Origin of the sequence: Helicobacter cetorum (assembly GCF_900198405.1) — a bacterium.
In the GTDB taxonomy this organism is placed as follows: domain Bacteria; phylum Campylobacterota; class Campylobacteria; order Campylobacterales; family Helicobacteraceae; genus Helicobacter; species Helicobacter cetorum_C.
This window is the reverse complement of record NZ_FZMR01000001.1, coordinates 80,123-104,528: the sequence shown is the minus strand read 5'-3', so window position 1 is coordinate 104,528 and position 24,406 is coordinate 80,123. Positions and strand designations below refer to the sequence as shown.

The window sequence follows — 24,406 nt, the reverse complement described above, 5'->3', positions numbered from 1 at the left end:
ACACATTATTATATGAATTTTATGGATTAAAAATGCCAAACATCGCTATTCAAGGAATCTTAGGTTCATTCCACTATATTGCCACCAAAGAATACTTTAAAGAGAATATAACCTTTTTAGAATGCAATAGTTTTAATGAAATGCCCCCCTTACTCTTAGAGCAAAAGGCTGATTTTTTGGTCATGGCGATTGAAAACTCCATTGCTGGAGCGATTTTGCCTAATCTCTCTTTAATAAGTGCGTATGATTTGAATATTGTAGGCGAGATTTATTTGCCAATAGCCCACAATCTCTTAGCTTTAAAAGGCACTCAAATACAAGATTTAAAGGAAGTTTGCTCGCACTCTATGGCACTCTTGCAATGCCAAGATTTTTTTAAAAATTACCCCCATATCAAGCTAGTAGAATATGCTGATACAGCCCTTTTTGCCAAAAAGATTGCGAATGAGAAGCTTAAAAATGTTGGTGCGATTGCAAGCATTCAAGCAAGCTCTTTATATCATTTAGAAGTTTTAGCCCCTAATATCCAAGACAATTCGCAAAATTACACCCGCTTTTTAATCCTTAATAAACAAGTTAGTAAAACCAATTTGAAAGCGAGTAAAGCCTCTTTAAGCTTTGTTTTAAAACATAGCGTGGGGAGTTTAGCTAAAGTCTTAAGCCTTTTAGCCCAGCATAATCTCAATTTATGCAAGATTCAATCCTTGCCTATCCCTAGCAACCCTTTTGAATACGCCTTTTTTAGCGAAGTTACTTTTAAAGATTATGCAAACTATCAAAACGCCTTAAAAACCTTGCAACAAGAAGTTAAAAAATTACAAATTTTAGGGGAATATGAAGAGAATAAGCTCATATAAGTTTATTCTCTTTCACACATTAGGAATTGGTAAGCCCATCTCATTCAAGGGCAAATATTTAAAAATAACCCTTCTAGCATATATTCTGCCTATGATCTAAAGTAGCAAAATTTTGTATTGCTTTAATTTAAAATCAAAGCTAAGAATGAGATCTGCATTTTTTGCACCAACTTTGTTCTCTTTCTATCTTTTTACCGCTTTCATATTTCATAATTCTAGTGCCAAAAATTTTTTCTATCTCTTCCTCAGTGAATGCAACTACCCCACAATGCGGACAAGTATGAGGCAAGGATATTTGTTTAAACACCATATTCATCTCCTGTATAGTTTTTATAAAAAGGCGAAGCTACTTTACTATAAGTGGCTTAATGAACCGATCCATTCTTATCCTTTAACATTTTTTCCAACCTTATTTTTAAAACCATTAAAATAAAATACTTTCACATAATGAGTTAATAAAATAATTAAAAGTTATATCTAGTTTCATTTTTTATTCCTTGTATTAAGACTTCATCAATTTTAAATCGCCTATTTCCCTTACTATTAATGCAACGATTAGCTTTTAAAATCTCTATTCTATAGTCTTGATACAAATCTAAAATGAAAGGAGTATTAGAATTACTTAAAAAAACTTGAACTTGTTTTTGAGCTAAAGTATCAAACACCCTAAAAAGCTCTTTTTGCTCTTTTTCTAAAAACTCGCTTTCGCTATAAGTGGTAAAACTAGAAGTCTCATTGAGAGGGTAGTAGGGCGGATCAAAATAAATTAAATCAAATTTGCGGGCTAATTTTAACACTTCTTCATAAGAAGCGTGTTTAATGGTTGCATTTTGCAAGGCAAAAGAGCTATTTAAAATCACTTCACTATCACAAATTTTAGGGTCTTTATACGCTCCTATAGGCACATTAAAAAACCCTTCTTTATTCACTCTATACAAGCCATTAAAACAAGTTTTATTGAGATAAATAAAACGAGTGGCTCTTAAAAGCGGATTAATTTCTTTAAAACCACTCTTTCTGTCCCACTTGCGCACTTCATAATAAAATTCCTTAGAATGCTCTTTTTTAAATTTTTGTAATTCTATAATAAGGGCGTTAGGATTGTTTTTAACCATTTCATAAGCATTAACCAACTCTGCATTAATATCAAATAAATACGCTTTTTTATGGTTTAATTTACCTAAAGAAAACAACTCAAAAAATAACGCCCCACCCCCTAAAAACGGCTCAAAATAATTTTCAAATTTATTAGGCAAATTAGGCAAAAAGGGTAAGATTTGAGATAATAAGTTCCTTTTACCCCCAGCCCATTTGATAAAGGGTTGGTATAACCCCTTACTTAGCAAACTTCAAGCACCCAGTCTTTTGGGGCTTGTTGCTCGCCTTGTTGGATGCTTAAAAGCAAATCATAGAGTTGCTTAATAACTTTGCCCGGTGTTTCAAAAAAATAAGACTTTTCATTGTGTCTAATCTCTTTAATAGGCGTAATGACTGCCGCTGTTCCGCATGCTCCAGCTTCTTTAAAACCGCTTAATTCATCAACAAAAACTTCTCTTTCTTTGACTTCTAAATTTAAAAAATCTTTAGCTAAGAACATTAAACTTTTTCTTGTAATGCTTGGTAAAATGCTAGACGAATGCGGAGTTACAAAACAATTGTTCTGCGTTATGCCAAAAAAATTAGCCGCCCCCACTTCTTCAATTTTAGAATGCGTTATAGGGTCTAAATAAATGCAATCATCATAGCCTTGTTCTGTAGCCATTTTATGGGCTAATAAACTTGCGGCATAATTGCCCCCCACTTTGACTCCCCCTGTGCCTTTAGGGGCAGCTCTATCAAAAGTCGTGGCAATAAACCTCGCCCCACCTTTTTCTATACCCCCCTTAAAATACGCCCCCACAGGCACACAAAACACACTAAAAAGATATTCACTAGCCGGTTTTACCCCTAGATTATCCCCTATACCTATGACAAAAGGGCGTAAATACAAGCTTGCACCACTTTTATAAGGGGCAAGGAACTTCATATTTGCTTTTATAACCTGAGCGCACGCTCTTAAAAACAACTCTTCGCTCACTTTTGGCATAAGCAATCTCTCGCAAGAATTTTGCAAGCGTTTGGCATTTTCTAAGGGGCGAAAGAGTAGAGCTTTTTCATCTTTAGAACGATAGGCTTTCAAACCTTCAAAACAAGCCTGCCCATAGTGCAATACCGGCGAGGCCTCACTAAGCTGTAAAATATTTTCGCTTACTAACTCGCCCTTTGACCAAGAGCCGTTTTTATAAGTGGCTACAAAGCGAAAATCCGTTTTGATATAATTAAAGCCTAAGTTTTTCCAATCTAAATTTTCTATCATTTCACACCTTTAATCTATGGTTTAAATGAAATTTAGATGTGATTGTATCTAAATGAAATTAAAAATCTCTCATATAACTGATTTGAAACGCATATACACGACGCACATTAGCTTGCAAAGTGTCTCCATGCTCATTAACAAGATAGAAATATTTATGCGTAATCGTAGGCACTTTAATGCCTAATTCCAAGCTATTGTATTTAGCAATATGGGTGCGAATCCCAAAATTCCATAAAAACTGAAAATTTGCCGGACTATAAGTAGAGCCATTATGACTATGTTTCACATAATTAGAAATCTCATTTCCAATACTGCTCGCCCAGCTATCTCCGGCTAATTGAATCCCCACCACAAAGCCAAAAACCATGTTTTCTTTATTCACAAAATTCCACAGCGTATCAAGCCCTGCCCCATAAGTGAATAAATTAACATAGTATTGCCCTTGATAAGAATCCCTTTCAGTTAAGGTATTACCCCCAAAACTAAAGCTATTATAAATGAAACTACTATCGCCAATTGGAGTGCCTTTTTTCATCACGCCAAAGCGGTTGTGGTTATAATCAAAAAATCCGTAATAACGCAAGCCAAACCATTTTTTCTTACCAAAAAATTGCTTGTAACCGATTTGAAATCCTGCCCCAGCATAAGGGGGGAATTTCATCAAAGGTTTTTGTGTGCCACTACTATTTACCATTTTAGTCTGATTTTGTATCATACTCACTTGGTAATTAATCCCTACAAAAGCACTACTCTCTTCAGCATTCGCTACAACGCCCAATACTCCTAATAATATTATTCTTCCCAACATGCGAGCTATCTTTTCCCTTTATTATTTTAATTCGTTTAAATCGCATTAAGTGTTACTTATAAAGGAATAATAATATACTTTTTCTTAAATTCAATTAAAAAATGCTAACCTTTTAAATCATTCCAACGCTTAGCAATAAACGCACTTGTTTCTAATGGCACTCTTAAAGAATAGACTTCATTATTAAGAATGGTTTGGATTTCTTGCTTTAACTCTAAGGCGTTTTTTTCTTCAATCTCAAAAATCAATTCATCATGCACTTGTAAGAGCAATCTCACCGAAGAATCGTTTTTAAAACGCTCACTCACTTTTAACATCGCAAGTTTCAATAAATCGCTCGCACTCCCTTGAAAAATCGCATTCACGCCCTCTCTTAGATAATTGCCCTTAACATAATCGTTTGCGTTAGCAAAATCAAACACCCTATAACGCCCAAGCAGGCTAAAAGCCTTAGAAGTTTTTAAAATCTCATCTTGCATGCGATTTAAATAATCTTTGATACTAGGAAATCGCTTGAAATACGCCTCTATATAACTCTTAGCCTCATTTAAAGGAATGTTTAAAGTTTCACTTAATTTCTTACTCCCCATGCCATAAACAAGCCCAAAATTAATGCTTTTAGCAATGGGGCGTTTTTCTTTAGCTAAATTCTCGCCAAACAATGCTTTAGAAGTTTCTAAATGAATATCTCGCCCCTTTAAAAACGCATCCATTAAGTCCTTATCCTGACTAAAATGGGCTAACAAACGCAATTCAATTTGGGAATAATCCACCCCTAATAAACAATAATCTTTAGAGCTAGGAATAAAGCCCTTACGAATGAGTAGCCCTTTTTTAGAACGCACCGGAATATTTTGCAAATTTGGCGCTATTGAGCTTAAACGCCCTGTAGTAGTGCCGGTTTGGATAAAAGTGGTATGGATTTTATCCTCTCTATCTTTTAAGCGTAACAAGGGGGTTATATAAGTGTTAGCAAGCTTGTTTAACTCTCTGTATTCTAAAATTAAAGGAATGCTTGGGTGCTTGTCAATGATTTTTAACAAGTTTTTTTCATCAGTAGAATTGCTTTTATTTTTAGGAAGCTCTAATTTTTCATACAAGACTTCAGCGAGTTGTTTAGGCGAATTGAGATTAAAATCTGTGCCTATTAAATCTAAAATTTTACGCTCTAATTCATTCAATGAAATTTTAAATTCTTGCTCTAATTGTGTGAAATAATTCACATCAATTTTAAAGCCTTGAAATTCCATATCCATTAAAACTTTCATAAAGGGCATTTCAATTTCTTTAGCCAAATTGAGCAAATTCTCTTCTAGCCCCCCTTTTTCAAAATACTCATACAAGCGTTTTAAGGCTTTTAATTCCAAACTCATGTGTTCTAATTTTTCAGCCTTACTTTTTGTATTGAAATCCCTTATCTCTTCATGCGAAATTAAATTTTCTTTTAAATACGCATTTAAAACTTCATCAAATTTCACTTTTTCTGAATTTTTCAAAAACGCTAAAATTTGAGTGTCTTGAAGTTGAACGCTTTCTAAAGACACCTTGTATTTTGCTTTTAAAAAGCTTAATAGAGGTTTTAAATCATGCCCTATAATGTGAGCGTTCTTTAACATTTTAGAAAAAGCGTTTTTTAGAAACTCTAAAGAAAAAGGCATAAACAACGCCTCTTCTAAGGATAAAAAATAGCCTTGATTTTCGCATAAGAAAGCTAGGGCTAGAATTTCTTTCTTTTTATTAAATACTAAACGCATAAATACTCTCGCTTGAGTGGTCTCTAAACGCTCTAAAAACGCACTAAATTGCTCGGTATTTTCTAAAGTTATCATGCTTAATTGTTTTATAGTATTGTCTGTTTTTTCGCCACTATCAATGGCTAAACTTAAAAGCGAAGTGGAATTTTCTAAATCTCTTAAAGTAGAGACAAAGCCATATTCTTTTAATTCATCTGTAATTTTTAATAAGGGATTAACGCTTGGAAAAGCACAACTTGAAAAATCAAATTCCTTGATACATTCTCTCTCTAAAGTCGCTAACTCTTTGCTTAAAAACGCACTCTCTCTATCATCAACAAGAGCTTGATACATTTTAGGGCTAAGCAAATTTTTAGCTAACTCTAAATTTTCATAAATCTTTTCTAAACTCCCTAATTTTTGGATCAATTCTTTAGCGTTCTTACTCCCAATGCCTTTAATTCCCTTGTAATTATCGCTACTATCCCCTACAATACCTTGATAATCTGTGAATTGACTTGGCATTACGCCGTATTTTTCAAAACAATCCTTAGCCAAAAACTCCGTTTTGCCATCAAAAAGCACAATTTTATCGCTCAAAAGCTGGTTAAAATCCTTGTCCTTAGAAAAAATGCGGGTTTTATAAGGGCTTAGTGTTGCTAGACTAGCTATGACATCATCAGCTTCAAAACCACTCACTTCTATACAAGTAAAACCCATTTTTTGCAACCAATCTAAAGCGATAGGAATTTGTAAAAGCATCTCTTCTGGGGTGTCTTTACGGTTTTGTTTGTATTCGCCTAGTTTTTCAGCCCTTTTAGTTTTAGTTTGACTCTCTAGGGCAAACACGATAAAAGGCATGTTTTTTCTGTCTTTATAAAATTTCTTAATCATGCCCACAAGCCCAGTTAAAAGCCCTGTAGGAAAGCCCTTAGCATTAGTTAAAGGCTTAGTTTTAGCGCTCATATAATAGCTTCTAAACAAATACGCAAAAGTATCAATTAAGGCTAAAGTCCCTTCTTTAGTGATTGGTTGTTCCATATTAAATTAACTCTCTTAATTCAAGCAAATTTTAGTCGTTAATTGTAACATAAGACACGATAAGCACTCAAATTAAACACATCTTAATTATTCTAATCCAATTCAAATTGTAAATAAACCCTAGAGAAAGTTTTTAAGATATAATCAAGAAACAAAAGATTAGTAAAAAAACAAAATATCACAATCAGCCTAACAAAGGTAAAGTAACATTGAATATCAATCAAGTATTTTATCACAGTAGCACAAGTATGCATGAAGTGCCAAATAATAGCGTGGATTTAATTATCACAAGCCCACCTTATTTTAACATTAAAGATTATAGTAAGAATGGCACACAAGACAAACAGCATTCTTTACGAGATAAGCAAGATTTAGGAGCATTAGAAAAATACGAAGACTACATTTTAGGGCTTTTAAAAGTATGGCGTGAGTGCTATAGGGTGCTAAAAGCAAATGGCAAGCTATGTATCAATGTGCCTTTAATGCCTATGCTAAAAAAAGATTTAAATACGCATTATAACCGCCATATTTTTGATTTACACGCTGATATAGAACATTCTATTTTATATGATTTAAATAACTCATTAACTGAAAATGAACCTAAAATATTCTTACTAGATGTATATATTTGGAAACGCACAAATTCTACTAAAAAATTGATGTTTGGTAGTTATCCTTATCCTAGAAATTTTTATGCACAAAATACTATAGAATTTATTGGTGTGTTTGTAAAAGATGGAAAGCCTAAACAACCTACAAAAGAGCAAAAAGAGCAAAGCAAATTAAGTCAAGAGGAGTGGGTGGAACTCACTAAACAAATTTGGGAAATCCCCATTCCAAATAAAAATGATATTGCCTTTGGCAAACATAGTGCTTTAATGCCGGCTGAATTAGCAAGGCGTTTGATTAGATTATATAGTTGTGTGGGCGATGTGGTGCTAGACCCATTTACTGGAAGTGGGACAACTTTAAGAGAGGCAAAGCTCTCAAAAAGAAATTTTATAGGCTATGAACTCTATGAAAATTATAAACCCTTGATAGAACAAAAATTAAGAGAGCAAAACATCCTTGATTTTAAATAAAATTTACATAGAAGATGTTTTTAGTTTCTTAGATAAATTAGAAGATAAAAGCATTGATTTAGCCATAATTGACCCCCCTTATAATCTTAATATTGCTTTATGGGATAGTTTTAAAAGCAATGAAGAATTTTTAACATTCTCTTACGCTTGGATAGATAAAATGTTGCCTAAAATCAAAGATACTGGGAGTTTTTATATATTCAATACCCCTTTTAATTGTGCTTTATTTTTAGCGTATTTATGCTCTAAAAAAGTACATTTTTTAAATTTTATTACTTGGTTCAAAAAAGATGGGTTCGCTAATGCTAAAAAGCGTTACAATAACGCACAAGAAAGTATTTTATTTTATAGTATGCACTCTAAAAATTACACTTTTAATGCAGATGATATTCGCATTCCTTATGAATCTTCAAAACGCATTAAACACGCTCAAACTAAAGGGATTTTAAAAAATGACAAACGATGGTTTCCTAACCCCAAAGGTAAATTATGCCTTGATGTATGGAAAATCACTTCACAAAGACATGTGGAAAAAAAGAATGGTAAAATCATCAAGCCAAAACACCCTAGCATTAAGCCTAAAGCACTTATTGAACGCATTATAAAAGCTAGTTCTAATGAAAACGATGTAGTTTTAGATTTATTTAGTGGTAGTGGAATGACAAGTCTAGTCGCAAAAGAGTTAAATAGAAATTTTATAGGGTGTGAGCTTAATAAAGAATATGTGCATGAGAGTTTGGAGATAAAGGAAATTTAACATGTTAGAAAAAATTTTACAAGAAATTACCCAGCTTGACCCTAGCAAAAAGTGTTTAAAGTTCTTAGTCAATCGTATAAAAAGAAAGGATTATAGAGGTTGGCATTTCTCGCAACATAACCGCTATACTAAAAAAGAAATTAAAATCATTATTCAAGCTATTTTTGATGAAATAGGCGAAGAATTGTTGCAAATCCGCACAACAGATATGAGTGAACGCCCCTATAATATAGAGGGCGAAGAGGCTTATGCAAGAGTAGTCCATAATATCAATAAGCAAATAGAACGCACAACTCAAGATAGTTTAAGAAAGAATTTTTTTGTGGATATGCACAGAATGGGTTTAATTGAACGATACAATAAATATAAAAAACCTACAAACCCTTATATGAAAAGACCTATTAAATATGTGAGTTTAACCCCCTTAGCCCTGGAATTTTTAAATGCTACTGATTTGTTAAAAGAAAATTTTTGTTACACGCAAGCCTTAGAAAATCTTTTAAAAGGTTTTGGAGCAGAATGTAGGGAGATTATCCTAGAACTAGATAGTAATTATTTGGATATGGAAGAAATGATATTTTTTGTTACATTTTTAGATTGTGTGTCTTTTGTTGCATTGCTTAATATTAGATATTTTACTAGAAGTGAGATAATAGAATACATTAAAGAATATAGAAGTTTAAGTAAGTTTCAAAAAGAAAGATTAAGAGAACTAGTGCAAGATTATTGTAACCCAAAAAATTTTAGTGGAGACAAAACACATAAAAGAGATTATCACAACTGGAAAAATGAAACAGACCAAATTTTTACCTTACTAGAACAAAGCATATTTTTTGAAAGAGATAAAAACAGACTTATTTTAAGAACGCTAGACAAAGAAAACAAACAGAGCGACAGAAAACTCAAACGCTCTATGAAAGAAAAAGCCCTTTATTTTGAAAAACACGGCGTTAAAAAAGAAAAAGGCTTTGAATTGCACCATATTGTGCCTTTATGTTTGGCTCGCTCTATAGAAGAATTTGACCTTTTAGACAAATGGGAAAATTTAATTTACATTGATGCATTTAATCATGCAAAAATCTCTCAAACACAAAATAAACATATTTGTTTGTATTTTCAAAATTGTGATGTGATTTTATCTAAAGGTTCAAAAGAAGAACAAAAATATATTTATTTTACTTATCTTAAAAATGTGTTGTATAAACTTGATTTGCAAAATATAATGCTAGAATACAATAAAGGCTTATTGTATTCTAAGGATAACTAAGATGCGGATTCCTAGACAACCTAAGGATAATTAAACAAAACTTATAAAAAGAAGTTTAAAAATAATCTTAGCAAAGAATTGCCCCGCATTCCTTTCATGCTAAATTTCAAGCATTTTGTTAATGTGGGGCGTGAACTAGGGCATTTGCATGTGCATTATGAAAGTATAGAGCCTAAAAATGGCGTAAATATTGATATAAAAGGACAGGCAGGCGGATTATTTAGCACGAATGCTTTTAAAAGAAATAGAGCCTACAAAACTTATTATCAAACAAATGCAATTTAAAAAAGGCAAATTAAGCACTTCTGATAAATCTATCATTCATTATAATGATTTTATCACGCTTACTAACATTCCTTTAAAAGCCTATCGCTATATTGTCAATGGTGAATCTGCTATTGAATGGATAATGAAACGCTATTGCATAAAAATTGATAGGGATAGCAACATTGAAAATAACGCGAATTTATATAGCGATAACCCACGCTACATTTTAAACTTGCTTTTAAGTGTCATAGAAGTGAGTGTTAGAAGTGTTGATTTAATAGAAAGCTTAGAATATAAGGAATTAAACCCAAGCTTATTTTAAAAATCAATGTAATGAAAACATTGCATTAAAGGGGAGTTTTTAAAGCTCCCCACAATTTTAATAACAAGGTGTTACTAAAATTGCACACAATAGTGCTATAATGACAATGTAGTTCATTGTATCTCCTTAAATTAAATTTAGGAAAGATACTGCCTAGAGAAGTTCCTACCTTCTTTAGGCGTTTAACTTCCCTAGAATTAAATTATATCCTAAAGCTTATTTTTTAAAAAATAAAAGAAAAACAAAAAAGAAATTTGAAAAAGCTTTAATTGACGATTATGCGTTGTGGTAAAAAATATTATGAAAGATTTAAAAAGATATAAAACTTAATGAAAGCATTGTAATGTAAGGGGGTTTTATACCCCCATGATTTTAATAACAAAAAGTTACTAAAATCATGCATAATAATGTTACAATTACAACATATTTCATTTGTTGCTCCTTTAAGTTGAACTTAGAGAGCAAACACCTAGAGAAGTTCCTACTTTCTTTAGGCGTTTAACTTCCCTAGAACAAAACTTAAATTTTATTTTTTAAAAAATAAATAATCAAAAGATTAAAAACTAAACATGGCATTTTTAAAACTTAAGCGTTCGTTTTAGAATAGGTTTTAAAGCGAAAGGGTTTAACGAAAGAGAATTTGAAACTTTAAAAGTAAATCGTTTTTAATCCTTTTTAAAATATTTTATTTTTTAAAAGCATTGTATTTCAAAACATTCAATCACAAGGCGTTTGGCTAAAATCAAACACCTTTTAATTCTCTTTATGTTTTAAGCAATCTTCAAATAAATATTGATGCTCATTAGGTAAAGCGTTGAATAGGGCGTGAGCTAAATCTTGCATTTCTTTTAAGGCTTTATTGCTACTTCGTAAAGTCAATAGATTTTGCAAAGAGCGTGCGTTAATGCTATAGGCTAAATGCGTTTTATAACTTTCAGGCATGGCGTATTTGGCTAAATCGTTTTTGATATTATGCTCGCTTAATAAAACCCTTAAATTTTCTAAAGCTAGAACACTCATTTCATTGACTTTTTCATTATCTACAAACACTAAAAATTCTTTCGCTCTAGCTAGATTAGTCTCATTTATGGGTAAAAAACTCTCTTTGTCTTTAAGCTCTCTTAGAGTATAGCGGCTAGACTTTACACTTAGACTTGCTATTCTATGACGGCTTAGTTCTTGTAACGCCCCCCTACTTAAGCCCTTAATCTCAAAATTGTAGAATAAATGCTCTAAAGTTGAAGAATGCCTGTAGATATTGCCTACTCTATGAATTAAATCCTTATCCTTACAGCCCCCATCATCGCTGTATTCAAAACTTTGCCAGCAAGTCCTAATCGCTTGAGACGCTACTTCTAAAGGGGTAAAATGCTTACAAATCACTTCCATTATATCACTCCACAGTTACACTTTTAGCTAGATTTCTAGGGTGGTCTACATCATAATTTAATCGCATTGCAATTTCTAAGGCTAAAAGTTGTAACGCTAAATTCATGCGAAAAAATTCTTCCATATAACTCTCACTTTTTTCTAGCTTGATAAAATCATCAGCTATTTCTAAAACTTCAGAGCTTAACACACAAATCGTAGAATCTCTTGCGCTTAATTCTTCAATATTACTCTTAGTTTTATCAAATAACAAATGCTTAGATAATAGTGCAATCGTAAAAAGATTAGAATCCACTAATGCAATAGGCCCATGTTTCATTTCCGCACTCGCATACCCTTCAGCGTGTAAATAACTGATTTCTTTAAGTTTCAACGCCCCTTCTAAAGCGAGTGGGTAAAACACATCACGCCCGATATAAAAAAAGCCATGCCCATGCAAGTAGCGTTTGGATAAGCGTTTGATTTTTTCATGCAACTTAGGCTCTATTTGCATAGCATTCACGCTATTTAACATGCTTTTAGCTTGAAGTTTTTCTTCTTCTTTAGAAATACTGCCAAGTTGTTTGCCTACATACACGCTTAAGAGCCATAAAAGCATCACTTGTGAAGAAAACGCCTTAGTAGAGGCTACGCTTCTTTCTACGCCTGCTCTAGTTAAAAGAGTGTAATCACTAATTCTACTCATCATGCTAAAGGGGGCGTTACACAAACTAATGGTTTTAAGCCCTTGAGCTTTAGCTAATTTTAAGGCTTCTAAGGTATCAGCGGTTTCGCCACTTTGAGAAATCGCTATAAAAAGCTCGTTTTTATTAGTCTTAAAGTTAGCATAGCGGTATTCGCTCGCTAAAATGGCTCTTGCTCTCACTTTGGCTAATCTTTCAAATAAATACACACTAGCCATACTCGCATGATAGCTACTCCCACAAGAACACAGCGTGATTTCTGTTACATTTTCTAAAAACTTAGGGTCAATTTCACAATACACATTCAAGCCTTCTAAACGCCCCTCTAAGCACTCTAATAGGCTACTATGTTGCTCATAAATCTCTTTTTCTAAATAATTTCTAAAATGACCCTTAGAGTTATCTTCATTATCAAAGGCGTAGTCTTTCATGTTTTCAATATTTTTTAAATCTTTAAAACTCTCTAAAGAAATTTGCCCCACACTATTTTCTTCTAGGACTACAAATTGCTCCACTTTATTTGCTAACACACTCAAACTTGATGCAAAAAATAACCCCTCTTTACCCTTACCCACGACTAAAGGCGAAGAAGATTTAGCATAAAACAAACTTTCTTTAGCCTTTTTATGGAGCATTAAGATTGCATAACTCCCTTCTAAAAGACTAATACATTTTTGAAAAGCTTTCAATAAATCGCACTCACTTTTAAGCGTTTCTTCTAATAGATGGGCGATGACTTCAGTATCAGTTTGGCTTAAAAACACATGCCCTTTAGATTCTAATTCTTTTTTTAAACTTGCATAATTTTCAATAATCCCATTATGCACTAACGCTAAATTTTCTGTGAAATGCGGATGAGCGTTTATACTACTGGGCTTTCCATGGGTTGCCCATCTTGTGTGAGCGATACTCACGCCAAAATTCAAAAACTCTTTATTTTCAAGCTCTAATTTGAGATTTTCTAATTTCCCTTGCGTTTTATACACTTCTAAATTGTCATTACTTAATACCGCTAAACCAGCACTATCATAACCCCTATATTCTAATTCTTTTAAGCCTTCTAAAAGGATTTGCTTTTTTTCACTATTTCCTATATAACCTACAATCCCACACATTTAAAACACCAACAATTCTCTTTTAATTTTATTTAAAGCGTTTATCAATTCCTTTAAATGCTCCACTTCTTCGCTTAATTGCGTAAAAAACGCTTCATTTACGCTACTAGGCATATCCATACTCCCTCTTTTAATTTCAATAAAATCCCCCAAATTCAAATTCGCTAATTTCAAAAGCATTTCAATTTCACTCTGTGCATCTTCAATATCCGCTAAAATCTTGCGTATTTTTTCAAACATCTTATTGCCTTTAATTTAGAATGTTACATGATAGCTAAACTATCCTTGATAAGTTTTAAGCGTGTTTTCTAAAATCTGTTTGACTTGAGCATGATTTTCTTTAAATTCCTTATGAGCGTTAAGACCCACATAATTACTCACACAAAAAATCCCCCTAGCTTTTAAACAAAAAGTTTTAGCCACGCTTAACACGCTAAAAAATTCCATGTTTTCTAATAAAATATTATTTTGAGCCATTTTTTTGGCAAAAATTTCATTGGTGTGAATGTAATTACTGCTATTAACTTTCACTCTTTGAAAAAGGGCTTTTTCTTCGCATTCTATTTTTATCACATTATCTAAAGGCGTGTAGCTATTAAGGTTACTAAAACTCTCTTCAATTTGATAGCATTCAACACTTTCAAGAACGCTTAAAAGCTTTATATCTTTATTATAGCTCCCAGCACTCCCTATAAAAACAAGGCTCTCTATACTAGGATTTTTTAAGCATAAGCAAGTGAGATTTATCGCACTTTCTATTAAACCTACACCGATAGGTTTAGCCCCTTTTAAAGTTTCATTTCTTCCAGCACAAAGTAACATTTTTCTCCTTTAATTAAGCGCTAGTTTTATTTACTAACAATTTATTCATATTTTATACAATATTCTAAATTCTAAATTCTAAATTCTAAATGATTTAGAAAATTTAATTGCTTAGAATTGTTAAAAGGTGTTGTTTAATAATGGGGACTTTATTGTTTATCTTATTTCATTACTCAGACGAATCTCTCGTCTTTACTTGCTTGCTCTTTTTATTTGGTGTTCTTTTTGCTTATTTATTCATTTCTATACGCTTATCTTGCAAGCACATTAGGAGAATCAAAAAATCTCTCATACCATCTAAAAGGCTAAAAAACGAACTTGGCATTTGAAAGTTTAGTCAATCTTTTCAAACGCCTTTTTATCTTTCATTCACATTTCATTCACTAGAAAATCACATTCTATTCACATTTCATTCACATGGATTTGACCATTAAACTAATACCTAACACGCTATAATAACGCCTATGGATAAAAACAACAATATTGAAAAAGAAATCTTGGACTTAGTCAAGCAAAAAGTTAGCCCCACAGAATACGACAGCTATTTAAGCCAGCTTAAATATAATCCTAATGCAAGCAAAAGCGATGTTGCAGTCTTTATGGCACCTAACATGCTTATATGCAATTACATTAAATCCAAATATTCTGCATTACTTTCAGAACTTTTAAGCCAAAATAAAATTGGCATGCACTTAACCCATAGCGTTGGGGTGCGTTTTGAAGTCAGCTCTAAAGTGCAAGCGACTGAACGCCCCGCTATCAACTACGATGCAGCTAAATCTAGTATTAACGCCTCTTATACTTTTGAAAACTTTGTGGTAGGTAAATGCGGTAACGCCGTTTATGAAATCGCTAAAAAAATTGCCCAAAGCGATACCCCTCCTTATAATCCGGTGCTTTTTTATGGTGGCACAGGGTTAGGAAAAACGCATATTTTAAACGCTATTGGCAACCATGCCTTAGAAAAACATAAAAAAGTCGTATTGCTTACGGCTGAAGAATTTTTGAACGACTATAAAGCCCGCCTACACAATAAAACGATGGATAAATTTAGGGATAAATACAGAAATTGCGATTTTTTCTTACTAGATGACGCTCAATTTTTGCAAGGAAAACCCCAGCTAGAAGAAGAGTTTTACCATACTTTTAACACTCTTTATGAAAAGAAAAAGCAAATTGTTCTCATTTCTGATAAACCGCCCAAAGAAATCATTGGTTTAGAAGAACGCCTAAAATCGCGCTTTACTTCTGGTGCTGTAGCTAAAGCAATGCCCCCTGATTTAGAAACCAAACTTTCTATTGTCAAACAAAAATGTCAACTCAACAAAATGGATTTGCCCGAAGATGTGATGGAATATCTCGCCCAAAATAGCGATAATATCCGTGAAATTGAGGGTGCTATCTCTACTATTAGAGTGAGTACAGGCCTAATGAATGCAAAAATTGATCTTAATTTAGCTAAAAACGCTCTAGAGGGCTTTCAAAAAGACAACATAGAAAGCGCTAATTTAGAAAATATCTTGCTCGCTGTCGCTCAAAGCTTGAATGTAAAATCTAGTGAAATCAAAACAACTTCACGCCAAAAAAATGTGGTTTTAGCTAGAAAATTAGTCGTGTATTTTGCCAAGCTCTATACACCTAATTCCACACTTTCACTCGCTCAATCTCTAAATTTAAAAGACCATTCTAGCATTTCTAAAAGCTACTCTAGCATTAAAAAGATGCTAGAAGAAAAAAACGCTATCGTTTCTAACCTAGTGATAGAAATCAAAAACAAGCTCAGCACCTAAGATAATTTTGAATGTGAATGAAAAAAGAAACTAAAAAAGCGTTTCATTCACTCCTTTAAATCTCTCATAACTCCCTTAAAAACGAAATTAGCAAAGCCGATTTTAATTTCATTCCACTCTTTCACACCTCTACTACTGCTACTATTTTCAATACTCTTAATAACTAAAATTCTTTTACTCTCTTAATGATCTAAAATCCTAAGTTTTTTAAGCTACAATCTTTACACCATAAAACTACGGAAAAACTATGAACCAAATTCTTTTAACATTTCTTTTATTTCCTCTAATCCCTCTTAAAGCTCTTGTAATTGAACTTTTAGAAGAAATTAAAACTTCACCCAAACAAGGCACTTTTAAAGCTAAAATCATTGACTCTAACGAAAATAAACAAGTTCTAGGAACTTATAAAATTTCTCTACAAAATAAACTCACGCTAAAAATTACTCATATAGCTACTTTAAATACCTACCAACCCCTTGATGAAAAACCTTCTTTACAAACTATCTTAAGCCCTAATCGTTCTATTATTCCTAAAAACACTCAAATTGTATTTTCTTCAAAAGAATTTAAAGAACAGCACTCAAATTCTTTAAAATCTCCTTTAAAAACACCCATACAAAAACAACAAAATAAAACCCCTTTATCACAACAATCTTCACAAAACTTTTCCTATTTAGATTTTCCTAACAAACTACGCTCTAAAACTTCTAAAAATAGCTTTTTACAGCCTTTAACAACTCCTAACAAACAAACTCTAGCAAATGAAGTAAAAACACAAATAAACGACACAAAACCCCCTTTAAAAACTTCTCAAAATAATTCAAAAATAAAAAAAGAAGAAAATAATCTTATTATCATGCCTACAGAAGAAACGTTACTTAATAACAACTCTATTGATGAAAATACGGAAGAAAAAGCTATAAAAGACCCTAATATTAAGGAATTTGCATGTGGGAAGTGGGTTTATGAAGACGAACATTTACAAGCAAGTCGCCCTAGTATTTTAAAACGCTTTGATGAAGAAAAACAAACCTACACTGATATTACTCCTTGTGATTACAACACAACAGAAGGAAAAACCGGTAAAATCATTACCCCTTATACTAAAATCTCTCTCCAAAAAGCAGAGCCTTTAGAAGAGCCACAAATTTTTGAAGCTAAAAATAATTTTTCTGTTTTTCAAGCTAAAAGCTCTATAGAAAGGTGCAAGGGAGCTAGAATGCGAAAAGATGGCACAATTAGGCAATGTTATCTTATTGAAGAACCTTTAAAACAGGCTTGGGAAAGTCAATATGAAATTACAACGCAATTAATAAAAGCTGTTTATGAACGCCCCAAACAAGATGATCAAGTAGAGCCGACTTTTTATGAAACAAGCGAATTAGCTTATACTTCCACACGAAAAAGTGAAATAACGCACAATGAACTGCATTTGAGCGATAAATTTATGGAATTTGTAGAAGTGTATGAGGGGCATTATTTAAACGATATAGTCAAAGAAAGTAGTGAATATAAAGAATGGGTTAAAAAGCATGTGCGTTTAAAAGAAGGGGTGTGTATCACTTTAGAGATAGAAGAACAACAACGAGCTAAAAGCACGCCTTTAAGCATTGAAAATTCTCGGCTTGTTTGTGTGAAAAGGGGAAATTATTTGTTTAATGAAGTTTAAAATTAAGATGGTGGCTTGAGGCGGAATCGAACCACCGACACGAAGATTTTCAGTCTTCTGCTCTACCGACTGAGCTATCAAGCCAAACAATATAAAAATTATTACATAAAAAAGGTAAAATGAAGCTTAATTTTTAAAAAATCTATCAAAAAGATATAATTAAATCAAAAATTTAATAAGGATTAAAAATGAAATTGATTTCATGGAATGTGAATGGCTTGAGAGCTTGCATGAATAAAGGTTTTATGGATTTTTTTACAAGTGTGAATGCTGATATTTTTTGTATCCAAGAATCTAAAATGCAACAAGTTCAAAACACCTTTGAATTTAAAGGGTATTTTGATTTTTGGAATTGTGCAATTAAAAAGGGCTATTCTGGGGTCGTTACCTTTTCTAAAACAGAGCCTTTAAATGTGAGTTATGGTATAGGTATAGAAGAGCATGACACAGAGGGGCGAGTAGTTACTTGTGAATTTGATAAATTTTATCTAGTGAATGTCTATACCCCAAATTCGCAACGAGCTTTAGCAAGATTAGAGTATCGCATGCGTTGGGAAATAGAGTTTAAAAAATTTTTAAAAGACTTAGAACTTAAAAAGCCTGTGATTGTATGTGGGGATTTAAATGTCGCTCATAATGAAATTGATTTAGAAAACCCTAAAGCTAATAGAAAAAACGCTGGTTTTAGCGATGAAGAAAGAGAAAAATTTAGTGAGCTTTTAAACGCTGGTTTTTTAGATACTTTTAGGCATTTTTATCCTACTAAAGAAAAAGCTTATACTTGGTGGAGCTATATGCAACAAGCTAGAGATAAAGACATCGGTTGGCGGATTGATTATTTTTTATGCTCTCAAAGTTTAAAAAAAGATTTAAAAGACGCTTTAATTTATAAAGATATTTTAGGGAGTGATCATTGCCCTGTGGGACTAGAATTAGCTTAAAGGTAAAAAGTGTGTGAAATAAAAACAGAAAAATTTCTTACAAAAGGCGAGCCATATTCAAAGGCAAAAGGCCATTTGATACCCACTTCTATACTCGCATCATGATGGAATAGCACGGTTTGGAATTTGAATCCTACTAGACCAAACATTCTAAAATTAGAAGTTTTAAGCGAAAAGCCTTTGATACTATCTAAATCGTTGATAATCATGTTCGCACTGTATTTTGAAATCGTCCATGTGTTTTCAGCGATTTGCATGCCATAAAACAGAGCAAAAACCCATAAAGGATTTTTATTGTATTCTACAATCAAATCCCCTCCAAAGCCATAAGTAAACATATTCGCTTGAGCTTTAGTAGCTTTATTTAACATGACATTGCCATAATCCATAAAAAAATAGTAACGAGAATAAAACCAATAGTTAGTAGGGTTAATCTCCCAGCCTAAAGAAAAGCTTGCTCCTTCTATAGTGCGTTTGAGCTTGTCCTCTTTTTGAAGTATCATTTTTCCTACTTGATATTGAGAGGCGACATAAAAACGGCTTTTTGCATTCAAAGGGTAAGAAACACATAAAAGCAAAGTAAAAGCTAAACCTAAAAAAGTTGATTTTCTAAAACAAAATCTTTCTCTTAAAAAGAACGCATTTTTAGTTTTAGAAAAAATTTTCAATGTCTAATAATTCCTATTGAGTGGGGAGCTAAGATTATCTTGATGGTTAGTCCAATTTTGTAAAATAGTAGGGTTATTTTGTGGTTGCACCGGTCCATCTTTTTCATTTAATTTATCTATTTTATTTTCATTATCAATGAGATCGTCTACTTTTTGAGTGATTTTTTCATCATCTTCTTCATGCTCAATTCTTTCTACATCTTGATTAGCCTCTTTAGGAGCGGTTTTAATCGTGTGTGAAGAGGTCGTTTTTTTTGGCGTGTCTTTACAAGCACTCAAAAATCCTATGAGAGAAATAGCAATAAAAAGAGCTATTTTTGATTTCATGGTCTGTTTCCTTATAAAGGTGTATAATTTGCTTATCTTAGCACAAAATGGTTAAAATATTAGGGCAAAATCAGCGAAGTTAAGGCTTTTTAAAATAGGATTGACTAAGGTAAGAAAAAATTGCAAGAAACAAATGAAATTTTAGAAAATTTGAAGGTTAAATCGCTTTTAGAGGCGTTACTATGCTATGTGCCTAAGGGTTATAGAGATTTAAGTTTATTAGAGCATTTTGAAATGGGGCTTAGTGGCACTTTAGAAGTTACTATTTTAGACAAAAAAAGCTATGCGAAAGTCTTAAAAATCTTTGTGTATTCCAAGCGGTTTAATAAGAATTTAGAGCTTGTATTTTTTAACTATAGTGCGTTTCATTACAATCAGTTTAAAATAGGCGAAAGCTTGTTTATTTATGGTAAATTAGAGCAAAGCTCTTTTAATCAAGCCACTATTATCAACACGCCTAAAATCGTTACAGAATTTGGAAAAATTTCTTTGCTTTTTAAAAAGGTCAAAAACCACGAAAAAATCCAAGAAAATTTACAGAGTCTCATTTCTTTAGAAAATTTAAAAAATGAAGGCATTAAAGAAAGTATCGCACATTTATTACTAGAAATCTTTTTTCCTACTCAAAATTTTGTAAAAGATTATGAACGCTTTAAGACTTTTCCTTTACAATATTTAAATGCGTTAAAATATATTGAAATGCTTTTTTATATGAAAAGCTTGGAGCGTAAGAAATTGCGATTTAGTGCTAAAATTGTGTGTGCTAATAATAGCGAACGCTTAAATGAATTTATCACTTCTTTACCCTTTAGTCTCACTAACGACCAACAAAACGCCATTAAAGAAATTCAAAACGACTTAGCTAGTTCTATAGCATGCAAGCGTTTGATTGTAGGTGATGTAGGGTGTGGGAAAACGATGGTAATTTTAGCAAGCATGGTGTTAGCCTATCCTAATAAAACCCTTTTAATGGCACCCACTTCTATTCTAGCTAAACAACTTTATAACGAAGCCTTGAAATTTTTACCCCCCTATTTTGAAGTGGAGTTACTATTAGGCGGAAGTAAAAAGCAACCAAATAATTTATTTGAAAAAACTATTCATGTTGTCATAGGCACGCAGGCTTTGTTATTTGACAAGCGAGATTTGAATGAATTTGCTCTAGTGATTACTGATGAGCAACACAGATTTGGCACTAAGCAACGCTATCAATTAGAAAAAATGGCTAGTCATAAGGGTAATAAACCCCATTCATTACAATTTTCAGCCACGCCCATTCCACGCACCCTAGCCTTAGCAAAAAGTGCGTTTGTCCAAACGACGGCAATTAGAGAAATCCCTTATAAAAAAGAGATTGAAACTCTAGTCTTGCATAAAAGAGAATTTAATATTGTTATGGAGCGTATCCATAAAGAAATCGCACAAAACCATCAAGTGATTGTAGTCTATCCGCTTGTGAATGAGAGTGAAAAAATCCCCTATTTATCGCTCAATGAAGGGGCTAGTTTTTGGCAAAAACGCTTTAAAAATGTTTATATCACTTCAGGGCAAGATAAGAATAAAGAAGAGATTATTGAAGAATTTAAAGAAAAAGGAAGTATTTTACTAGCGACCACACTCATTGAAGTAGGCATTTCTTTACCTAGGTTAAGCGTGATAGTGATTTTAGCCCCTGAGAGATTAGGCTTAGCGACCTTACATCAATTAAGGGGGCGTGTGTCTCGTAATGGTTTGAAAGGCTATTGTTTTTTATGCACGATTCAAGAAGAAAACGAGCGATTAGAAAAATTTGCTGATGAATTAGATGGGTTTAAAATCGCTGAATTAGATTTAGAATACCGAAAAAGCGGAGATTTACTTCAAGGCGAAGAGCAAAGCGGAAATAGTTTTGAATACATTGATTTATCTAAAGATGAAAATATTGTTGCTGAAGTGAAACAAGATTTTTTAAAAAATGCTGATGTTTCACGTGGAACATTTAAATATTAGAGCACTAATTTTTAATATTCATGGTTAAGATATATTTTTCTTTTTAATCCATATTACTATTAAAATTGTCTTTTTAGTTATTATGAATAGTTTTATATGCCTAGATAAGTAAAAAGTGATTTAAAAGCAATTTTGAAGTTTTATAAAAGGTTAAATCTTTTATTTTTAGTAGAATTGACAAAACCCTATTTTAAAAAGATTAAAATAAAGCTTTATCTCCCCACCCTTTTAATACAGATGATTAATCGTCCATTCTATCTGAATAATCAATATCATCTTGATTATCATTATCTAGGCTCACATTTTTAAGATAATCATTAGTTTTATCATCACTCTCTTTAATAGCGTTTTCTAAAGCTTTTTCATCTGTAGTGAATTGATTTTCTTCACTCTCTAATGCCTTAAAGGATTTTTGCTCATTTTCTTGTTGTGCGTCTAAAGCTTTTTGACCACTTAAGCCTTTAAAGACTTTATTACCCATATAGTAAGACAAGTTATGTACACCAGTTCCTGTATTAGTAGTTAGGGTATTAACATCATTTGATAGATTCTTATAGTCAGCTTTAATGGTAGCGTTAGAGCTATGAGCATATTGCTTGAATTTGCTAATGATACTTGTATCTCCCCATGCACTTTCGTATAAAGGTATAGCACTATTAAAGTTTTTCAACACTTGGCTCAAATCCTTTTGAGCGTTAACAAATTGATTTTCTGTATTTTCTAAGTTAGTTAAAGCAGTTGCTTGTTTTGCTACATTGTTAGACTTCATAGCTTGTTGCAATGCTATCTTATCTTTATTAACGCTTTGTGCGTCAGCCTTAGTAGTGTTATAGATAGACTTAAGTCCCCAAACGCTAGTAGCTTGGTTGTAGCGATTTAAATTTGCATTTAAAATTTTGCTATAACTATTTAAAGCGTTATTGAGATTGCTTACTTGATTTAAAGCGGATTGTTGCGCTTTAGCAATCGCTTGAGTTAAGATAGTCTTATCTTTAGTAAATTGTTGTTCCTCATCTTTCAATGCTTTTTGAGCACTTAAAACTTGTTGTTGGTTTTTAGCACTATAAATATTCAAGCCTACCCACCAAGATAGTCTATGTACACCAGTTCCTGTATTAGTAGTTAGGGTATTAACATCATTTGATAGATTCTTATAGTCAGCTTTAATGGTAGCGTTAGAGCTATGAGCATATTGCTTATATTCATTGATAAGAGAAGTATCTCTCCATGCGCTTGCATAGAAAGGCATAGAATTATTAAAGTTATCATTCACTTTATTGAACGCATTTTGTGCGTTAGTAAAGTTTTGTTGAGCAGTTTTCAAGTTAGACGAGTCTTGTTGCTCTAACTCTTGTGCTTGTTTGAAGTCTTGAGTGCCAATAGCATTTTTTACATGAGCGATAGCTTGTTTTAGAATTTCTTCATCATTAGTTACCACTTGAGCGCTATCTTTTACATTGCTATATGCGTTATTAAAGCTCCAAATACCGGTAGATTTTTGATAGTTAGACGCATTATCTTGGTAAATCTTCTTATCTTTATCTAAGATACTAGCAATATTTAAGGTTTTATTACTTACCTCATCATTTTTATAAGCACTCTTATTAGCTGTCTCATTAGCAGCTACAGCTTGATTTAAAGTGTTGTTAGCTTTAGTGTAATCAGCTTGAGCAACCTTAAGAGCTTTAGTAGCACTATCTACAGCTTGTTGAGCTTTAGCAAAACCTTTAGTGCCTACAGCACTATGGAGAGTTTTTAGAGCGTTATTTAATGCAGTAGTAGCACTTGCCACTTTAGCATTAGCATTATTAACGGCATTAAAGTCATTTGTAAGGGTGCTATTAGCTGTGTTGTTAGCATTAGAACTAACTGCTTTATCACTAGCACTTGCTTGTTCTAAAGCTTGAGCTTGTTTGTTATCAGCAGTATAAATCTTATATTCTTCCTGAGCATTTTGAAGATTTTTTAATGCTGTCTCTACAGCTTTTTGATAGTCATCAAACCCTGAACCAAAATATAGAGCATTATCAATAATGCCATATAAATTATTTAAGGCTTGATTGAGCTCGTTTTCTTTGAGAGTAATTGTTTTACTGGCAGGATTAATTTTAGCACTTTCTAAAGATTGTGCTTGAGCTAAATCTTTATTAAAAATATTTGTTTCATGTATATCGTTAGGGATATACTTATTAAAAAATTTATCCCGTGTGGGTAAATTATGCCATGATTTTTCAAGCTTATTTAATTCTTGTTCTGGTGTAGTCGCACTTGCCACACTAATAAGACTTGACGCTAATGCGAGACTGACGATAAATTTTTTATCCATTATTTTCACCTTAATATTAAAATTATAATGGCATATGCCATAAAAAGCTAAAAAGATACAAGCGTATCTTAACAAAAAAAAAAAAACGAAAAGCAAATAAATACAATTTTTAAAATGAAAATGAAACATGTGATAGTAATTTATAGATTATTTTGTTTCTATCGCTAAAAATAATTGTTATTTTTTTAAAATAATGA

The 24,406-nt window shown here is 32.4% G+C and carries 21 protein-coding genes, 1 tRNA gene and 1 pseudogene; 10 read left to right on the top strand and 13 right to left on the bottom strand.

What is annotated here, in order from left to right:
• The first annotated feature begins 32 nt into the window (after positions 1-32).
• On the top strand, positions 33-857 hold the full coding sequence (locus C6H25_RS00500) for a prephenate dehydratase (protein ID WP_104747530.1): 825 nt from the start codon (positions 33-35) through the stop codon (positions 855-857).
• Positions 858-996: 139 nt separating this feature from the next.
• On the opposite strand, the gene C6H25_RS08530 is transcribed toward C6H25_RS00500, so the two are convergent.
• From C6H25_RS08530 to polA, 5 genes are all read right to left on the bottom strand, one after another.
• Positions 997-1,167, bottom strand: coding sequence for a hypothetical protein (locus tag C6H25_RS08530; protein WP_158653840.1), 171 nt, complete (start codon positions 1,165-1,167; stop codon positions 997-999).
• Between the two features lie 154 nt (positions 1,168-1,321).
• Positions 1,322-2,203 (bottom strand): DNA adenine methylase, encoded by an 882-nt coding sequence (locus C6H25_RS00495; protein WP_104747529.1) that lies wholly within the window; start codon positions 2,201-2,203, stop codon positions 1,322-1,324.
• Positions 2,197-3,213 carry a branched-chain amino acid aminotransferase gene (locus C6H25_RS00490; RefSeq protein WP_104747528.1) on the bottom strand — a complete coding sequence of 339 codons (1,017 nt, stop codon included), beginning with the start codon at positions 3,211-3,213 and terminating at the stop codon, positions 2,197-2,199. Before C6H25_RS00490 ends, C6H25_RS00495 begins: the two co-directional genes overlap by 7 nt.
• Before the next feature lie 58 nt (positions 3,214-3,271).
• Positions 3,272-4,021 carry an outer membrane protein gene (locus C6H25_RS00485; protein ID WP_104747527.1) on the bottom strand — a complete coding sequence of 250 codons (750 nt, stop codon included), beginning with the start codon at positions 4,019-4,021 and terminating at the stop codon, positions 3,272-3,274.
• Positions 4,022-4,125: 104 nt separating this feature from the next.
• A complete protein-coding gene (gene polA, locus C6H25_RS00480) occupies positions 4,126-6,795 on the bottom strand; it encodes a DNA polymerase I (RefSeq protein ID WP_104747526.1) in 2,670 nt (889 codons plus the stop codon).
• A gap of 209 nt (positions 6,796-7,004) precedes the next feature.
• On the opposite strand from polA, the gene C6H25_RS00475 reads away from it, so the two are divergent.
• The 5 genes and pseudogenes from C6H25_RS00475 to C6H25_RS08915 all read left to right on the top strand — a co-directional run bounded on the left by C6H25_RS00475 (position 7,005) and on the right by C6H25_RS08915 (position 10,490).
• Positions 7,005-7,877, top strand: coding sequence for a DNA-methyltransferase (locus C6H25_RS00475; protein ID WP_104747525.1), 873 nt, complete (start codon positions 7,005-7,007; stop codon positions 7,875-7,877).
• Entirely contained in the window at positions 7,864-8,634 is a 771-nt protein-coding gene (locus C6H25_RS00470; RefSeq protein ID WP_104747524.1) for a DNA-methyltransferase, read from the top strand. Before C6H25_RS00475 ends, C6H25_RS00470 begins: the two co-directional genes overlap by 14 nt.
• A 1-nt stretch (position 8,635) precedes the next feature.
• Positions 8,636-9,901, top strand: a complete 1,266-nt coding sequence (locus tag C6H25_RS00465; RefSeq protein ID WP_104747523.1) for a restriction endonuclease subunit R — start codon at positions 8,636-8,638, stop codon at positions 9,899-9,901.
• Between the two features lie 48 nt (positions 9,902-9,949).
• A pseudogene (locus C6H25_RS08920) lies at positions 9,950-10,186 on the top strand (type ISP restriction/modification enzyme); the annotation flags it as partial.
• Entirely contained in the window at positions 10,176-10,490 is a 315-nt protein-coding gene (locus C6H25_RS08915) for a type ISP restriction/modification enzyme (protein WP_104747521.1), read from the top strand. The pseudogene C6H25_RS08920 and the gene C6H25_RS08915, both read left to right, overlap by 11 nt.
• Before the next feature lie 753 nt (positions 10,491-11,243).
• Here the strand turns inward: C6H25_RS08915 and thyX are convergent.
• Genes thyX through C6H25_RS00435 form a run of 4 tightly spaced genes read right to left on the bottom strand, consistent with a single transcriptional unit; the run spans position 11,244 to position 14,499 of the window.
• Positions 11,244-11,879, bottom strand: coding sequence for an FAD-dependent thymidylate synthase (gene thyX / locus C6H25_RS00450; RefSeq protein WP_104747520.1), 636 nt, complete (start codon positions 11,877-11,879; stop codon positions 11,244-11,246).
• 4 nt (positions 11,880-11,883) lie between these two features.
• On the bottom strand, positions 11,884-13,677 hold the full coding sequence (glmS, locus tag C6H25_RS00445) for a glutamine--fructose-6-phosphate transaminase (isomerizing) (RefSeq protein ID WP_104747519.1): 1,794 nt from the start codon (positions 13,675-13,677) through the stop codon (positions 11,884-11,886).
• Complete coding sequence (locus C6H25_RS00440) at positions 13,678-13,917, bottom strand: DUF2443 family protein (RefSeq protein ID WP_104747518.1); 240 nt, start codon at positions 13,915-13,917, stop codon at positions 13,678-13,680.
• 39 nt (positions 13,918-13,956) lie between these two features.
• Positions 13,957-14,499, bottom strand: coding sequence for a purine-nucleoside phosphorylase (locus C6H25_RS00435; protein ID WP_104747517.1), 543 nt, complete (start codon positions 14,497-14,499; stop codon positions 13,957-13,959).
• A gap of 464 nt (positions 14,500-14,963) precedes the next feature.
• Between C6H25_RS00435 and dnaA the strand changes: the two genes are divergently transcribed.
• Together dnaA and C6H25_RS00425 are read left to right on the top strand one after the other, a co-directional pair.
• The gene (gene dnaA / locus C6H25_RS00430; RefSeq protein WP_104747516.1) at positions 14,964-16,289 is read left to right on the top strand and encodes a chromosomal replication initiator protein DnaA; all 1,326 of its coding nucleotides are present in this window, start codon (positions 14,964-14,966) and stop codon (positions 16,287-16,289) included.
• A gap of 247 nt (positions 16,290-16,536) precedes the next feature.
• Positions 16,537-17,958: a competence protein gene (locus C6H25_RS00425; RefSeq protein WP_104747515.1), complete on the top strand. Its 1,422-nt coding sequence runs from the start codon at positions 16,537-16,539 to the stop codon at positions 17,956-17,958.
• Between the two features lie 8 nt (positions 17,959-17,966).
• On the opposite strand, the gene C6H25_RS00420 is transcribed toward C6H25_RS00425, so the two are convergent.
• A tRNA-Phe gene (locus tag C6H25_RS00420) sits at positions 17,967-18,042 on the bottom strand.
• Positions 18,043-18,146: 104 nt separating this feature from the next.
• On the opposite strand from C6H25_RS00420, the gene C6H25_RS00415 reads away from it, so the two are divergent.
• Positions 18,147-18,899 (top strand): exodeoxyribonuclease III, encoded by a 753-nt coding sequence (locus C6H25_RS00415; protein ID WP_104747514.1) that lies wholly within the window; start codon positions 18,147-18,149, stop codon positions 18,897-18,899.
• Here C6H25_RS00415 and C6H25_RS00410 read toward each other — a convergent pair.
• Positions 18,896-19,567, bottom strand: coding sequence for an outer membrane protein (locus C6H25_RS00410; RefSeq protein ID WP_418904533.1), 672 nt, complete (start codon positions 19,565-19,567; stop codon positions 18,896-18,898). The two genes, C6H25_RS00415 and C6H25_RS00410, sit on opposite strands and share 4 nt — an antisense overlap.
• A gap of 3 nt (positions 19,568-19,570) precedes the next feature.
• Complete coding sequence (locus C6H25_RS00405) at positions 19,571-19,894, bottom strand: hypothetical protein (RefSeq protein ID WP_104747513.1); 324 nt, start codon at positions 19,892-19,894, stop codon at positions 19,571-19,573.
• A 120-nt stretch (positions 19,895-20,014) separates the two neighbouring features.
• Between C6H25_RS00405 and recG the strand changes: the two genes are divergently transcribed.
• Complete coding sequence (gene recG / locus C6H25_RS00400; protein WP_104747512.1) at positions 20,015-21,883, top strand: ATP-dependent DNA helicase RecG; 1,869 nt, start codon at positions 20,015-20,017, stop codon at positions 21,881-21,883.
• 241 nt (positions 21,884-22,124) lie between these two features.
• On the opposite strand, the gene C6H25_RS00395 is transcribed toward recG, so the two are convergent.
• Positions 22,125-24,209: a hypothetical protein gene (locus tag C6H25_RS00395; protein ID WP_104747511.1), complete on the bottom strand. Its 2,085-nt coding sequence runs from the start codon at positions 24,207-24,209 to the stop codon at positions 22,125-22,127.
• Positions 24,210-24,406: the final 197 nt, after the last annotated feature.

Coding starts and splice junctions, on each gene's coding strand:
- polA (WP_104747526.1), bottom strand. CDS start 6,795: ATGGAACAACCAATCACTAAAGAAGGGACTTTAGCCTTAATTGATACT.
- C6H25_RS00395 (WP_104747511.1), bottom strand. CDS start 24,209: ATGGATAAAAAATTTATCGTCAGTCTCGCATTAGCGTCAAGTCTTATT.
- dnaA (WP_104747516.1), top strand. CDS start 14,964: ATGGATAAAAACAACAATATTGAAAAAGAAATCTTGGACTTAGTCAAG.
- C6H25_RS00405 (WP_104747513.1), bottom strand. CDS start 19,894: ATGAAATCAAAAATAGCTCTTTTTATTGCTATTTCTCTCATAGGATTT.
- C6H25_RS00465 (WP_104747523.1), top strand. CDS start 8,636: ATGTTAGAAAAAATTTTACAAGAAATTACCCAGCTTGACCCTAGCAAA.
- C6H25_RS00415 (WP_104747514.1), top strand. CDS start 18,147: ATGAAATTGATTTCATGGAATGTGAATGGCTTGAGAGCTTGCATGAAT.
- glmS (WP_104747519.1), bottom strand. CDS start 13,677: ATGTGTGGGATTGTAGGTTATATAGGAAATAGTGAAAAAAAGCAAATC.
- C6H25_RS00500 (WP_104747530.1), top strand. CDS start 33: ATGCCAAACATCGCTATTCAAGGAATCTTAGGTTCATTCCACTATATT.
- thyX (WP_104747520.1), bottom strand. CDS start 11,879: ATGGAAGTGATTTGTAAGCATTTTACCCCTTTAGAAGTAGCGTCTCAA.
- C6H25_RS00490 (WP_104747528.1), bottom strand. CDS start 3,213: ATGATAGAAAATTTAGATTGGAAAAACTTAGGCTTTAATTATATCAAA.
- C6H25_RS00425 (WP_104747515.1), top strand. CDS start 16,537: ATGAACCAAATTCTTTTAACATTTCTTTTATTTCCTCTAATCCCTCTT.
- C6H25_RS00485 (WP_104747527.1), bottom strand. CDS start 4,021: ATGTTGGGAAGAATAATATTATTAGGAGTATTGGGCGTTGTAGCGAAT.
- C6H25_RS00440 (WP_104747518.1), bottom strand. CDS start 13,917: ATGTTTGAAAAAATACGCAAGATTTTAGCGGATATTGAAGATGCACAG.
- C6H25_RS08530 (WP_158653840.1), bottom strand. CDS start 1,167: ATGGTGTTTAAACAAATATCCTTGCCTCATACTTGTCCGCATTGTGGG.
- C6H25_RS08915 (WP_104747521.1), top strand. CDS start 10,176: ATGCAATTTAAAAAAGGCAAATTAAGCACTTCTGATAAATCTATCATT.
- C6H25_RS00435 (WP_104747517.1), bottom strand. CDS start 14,499: ATGTTACTTTGTGCTGGAAGAAATGAAACTTTAAAAGGGGCTAAACCT.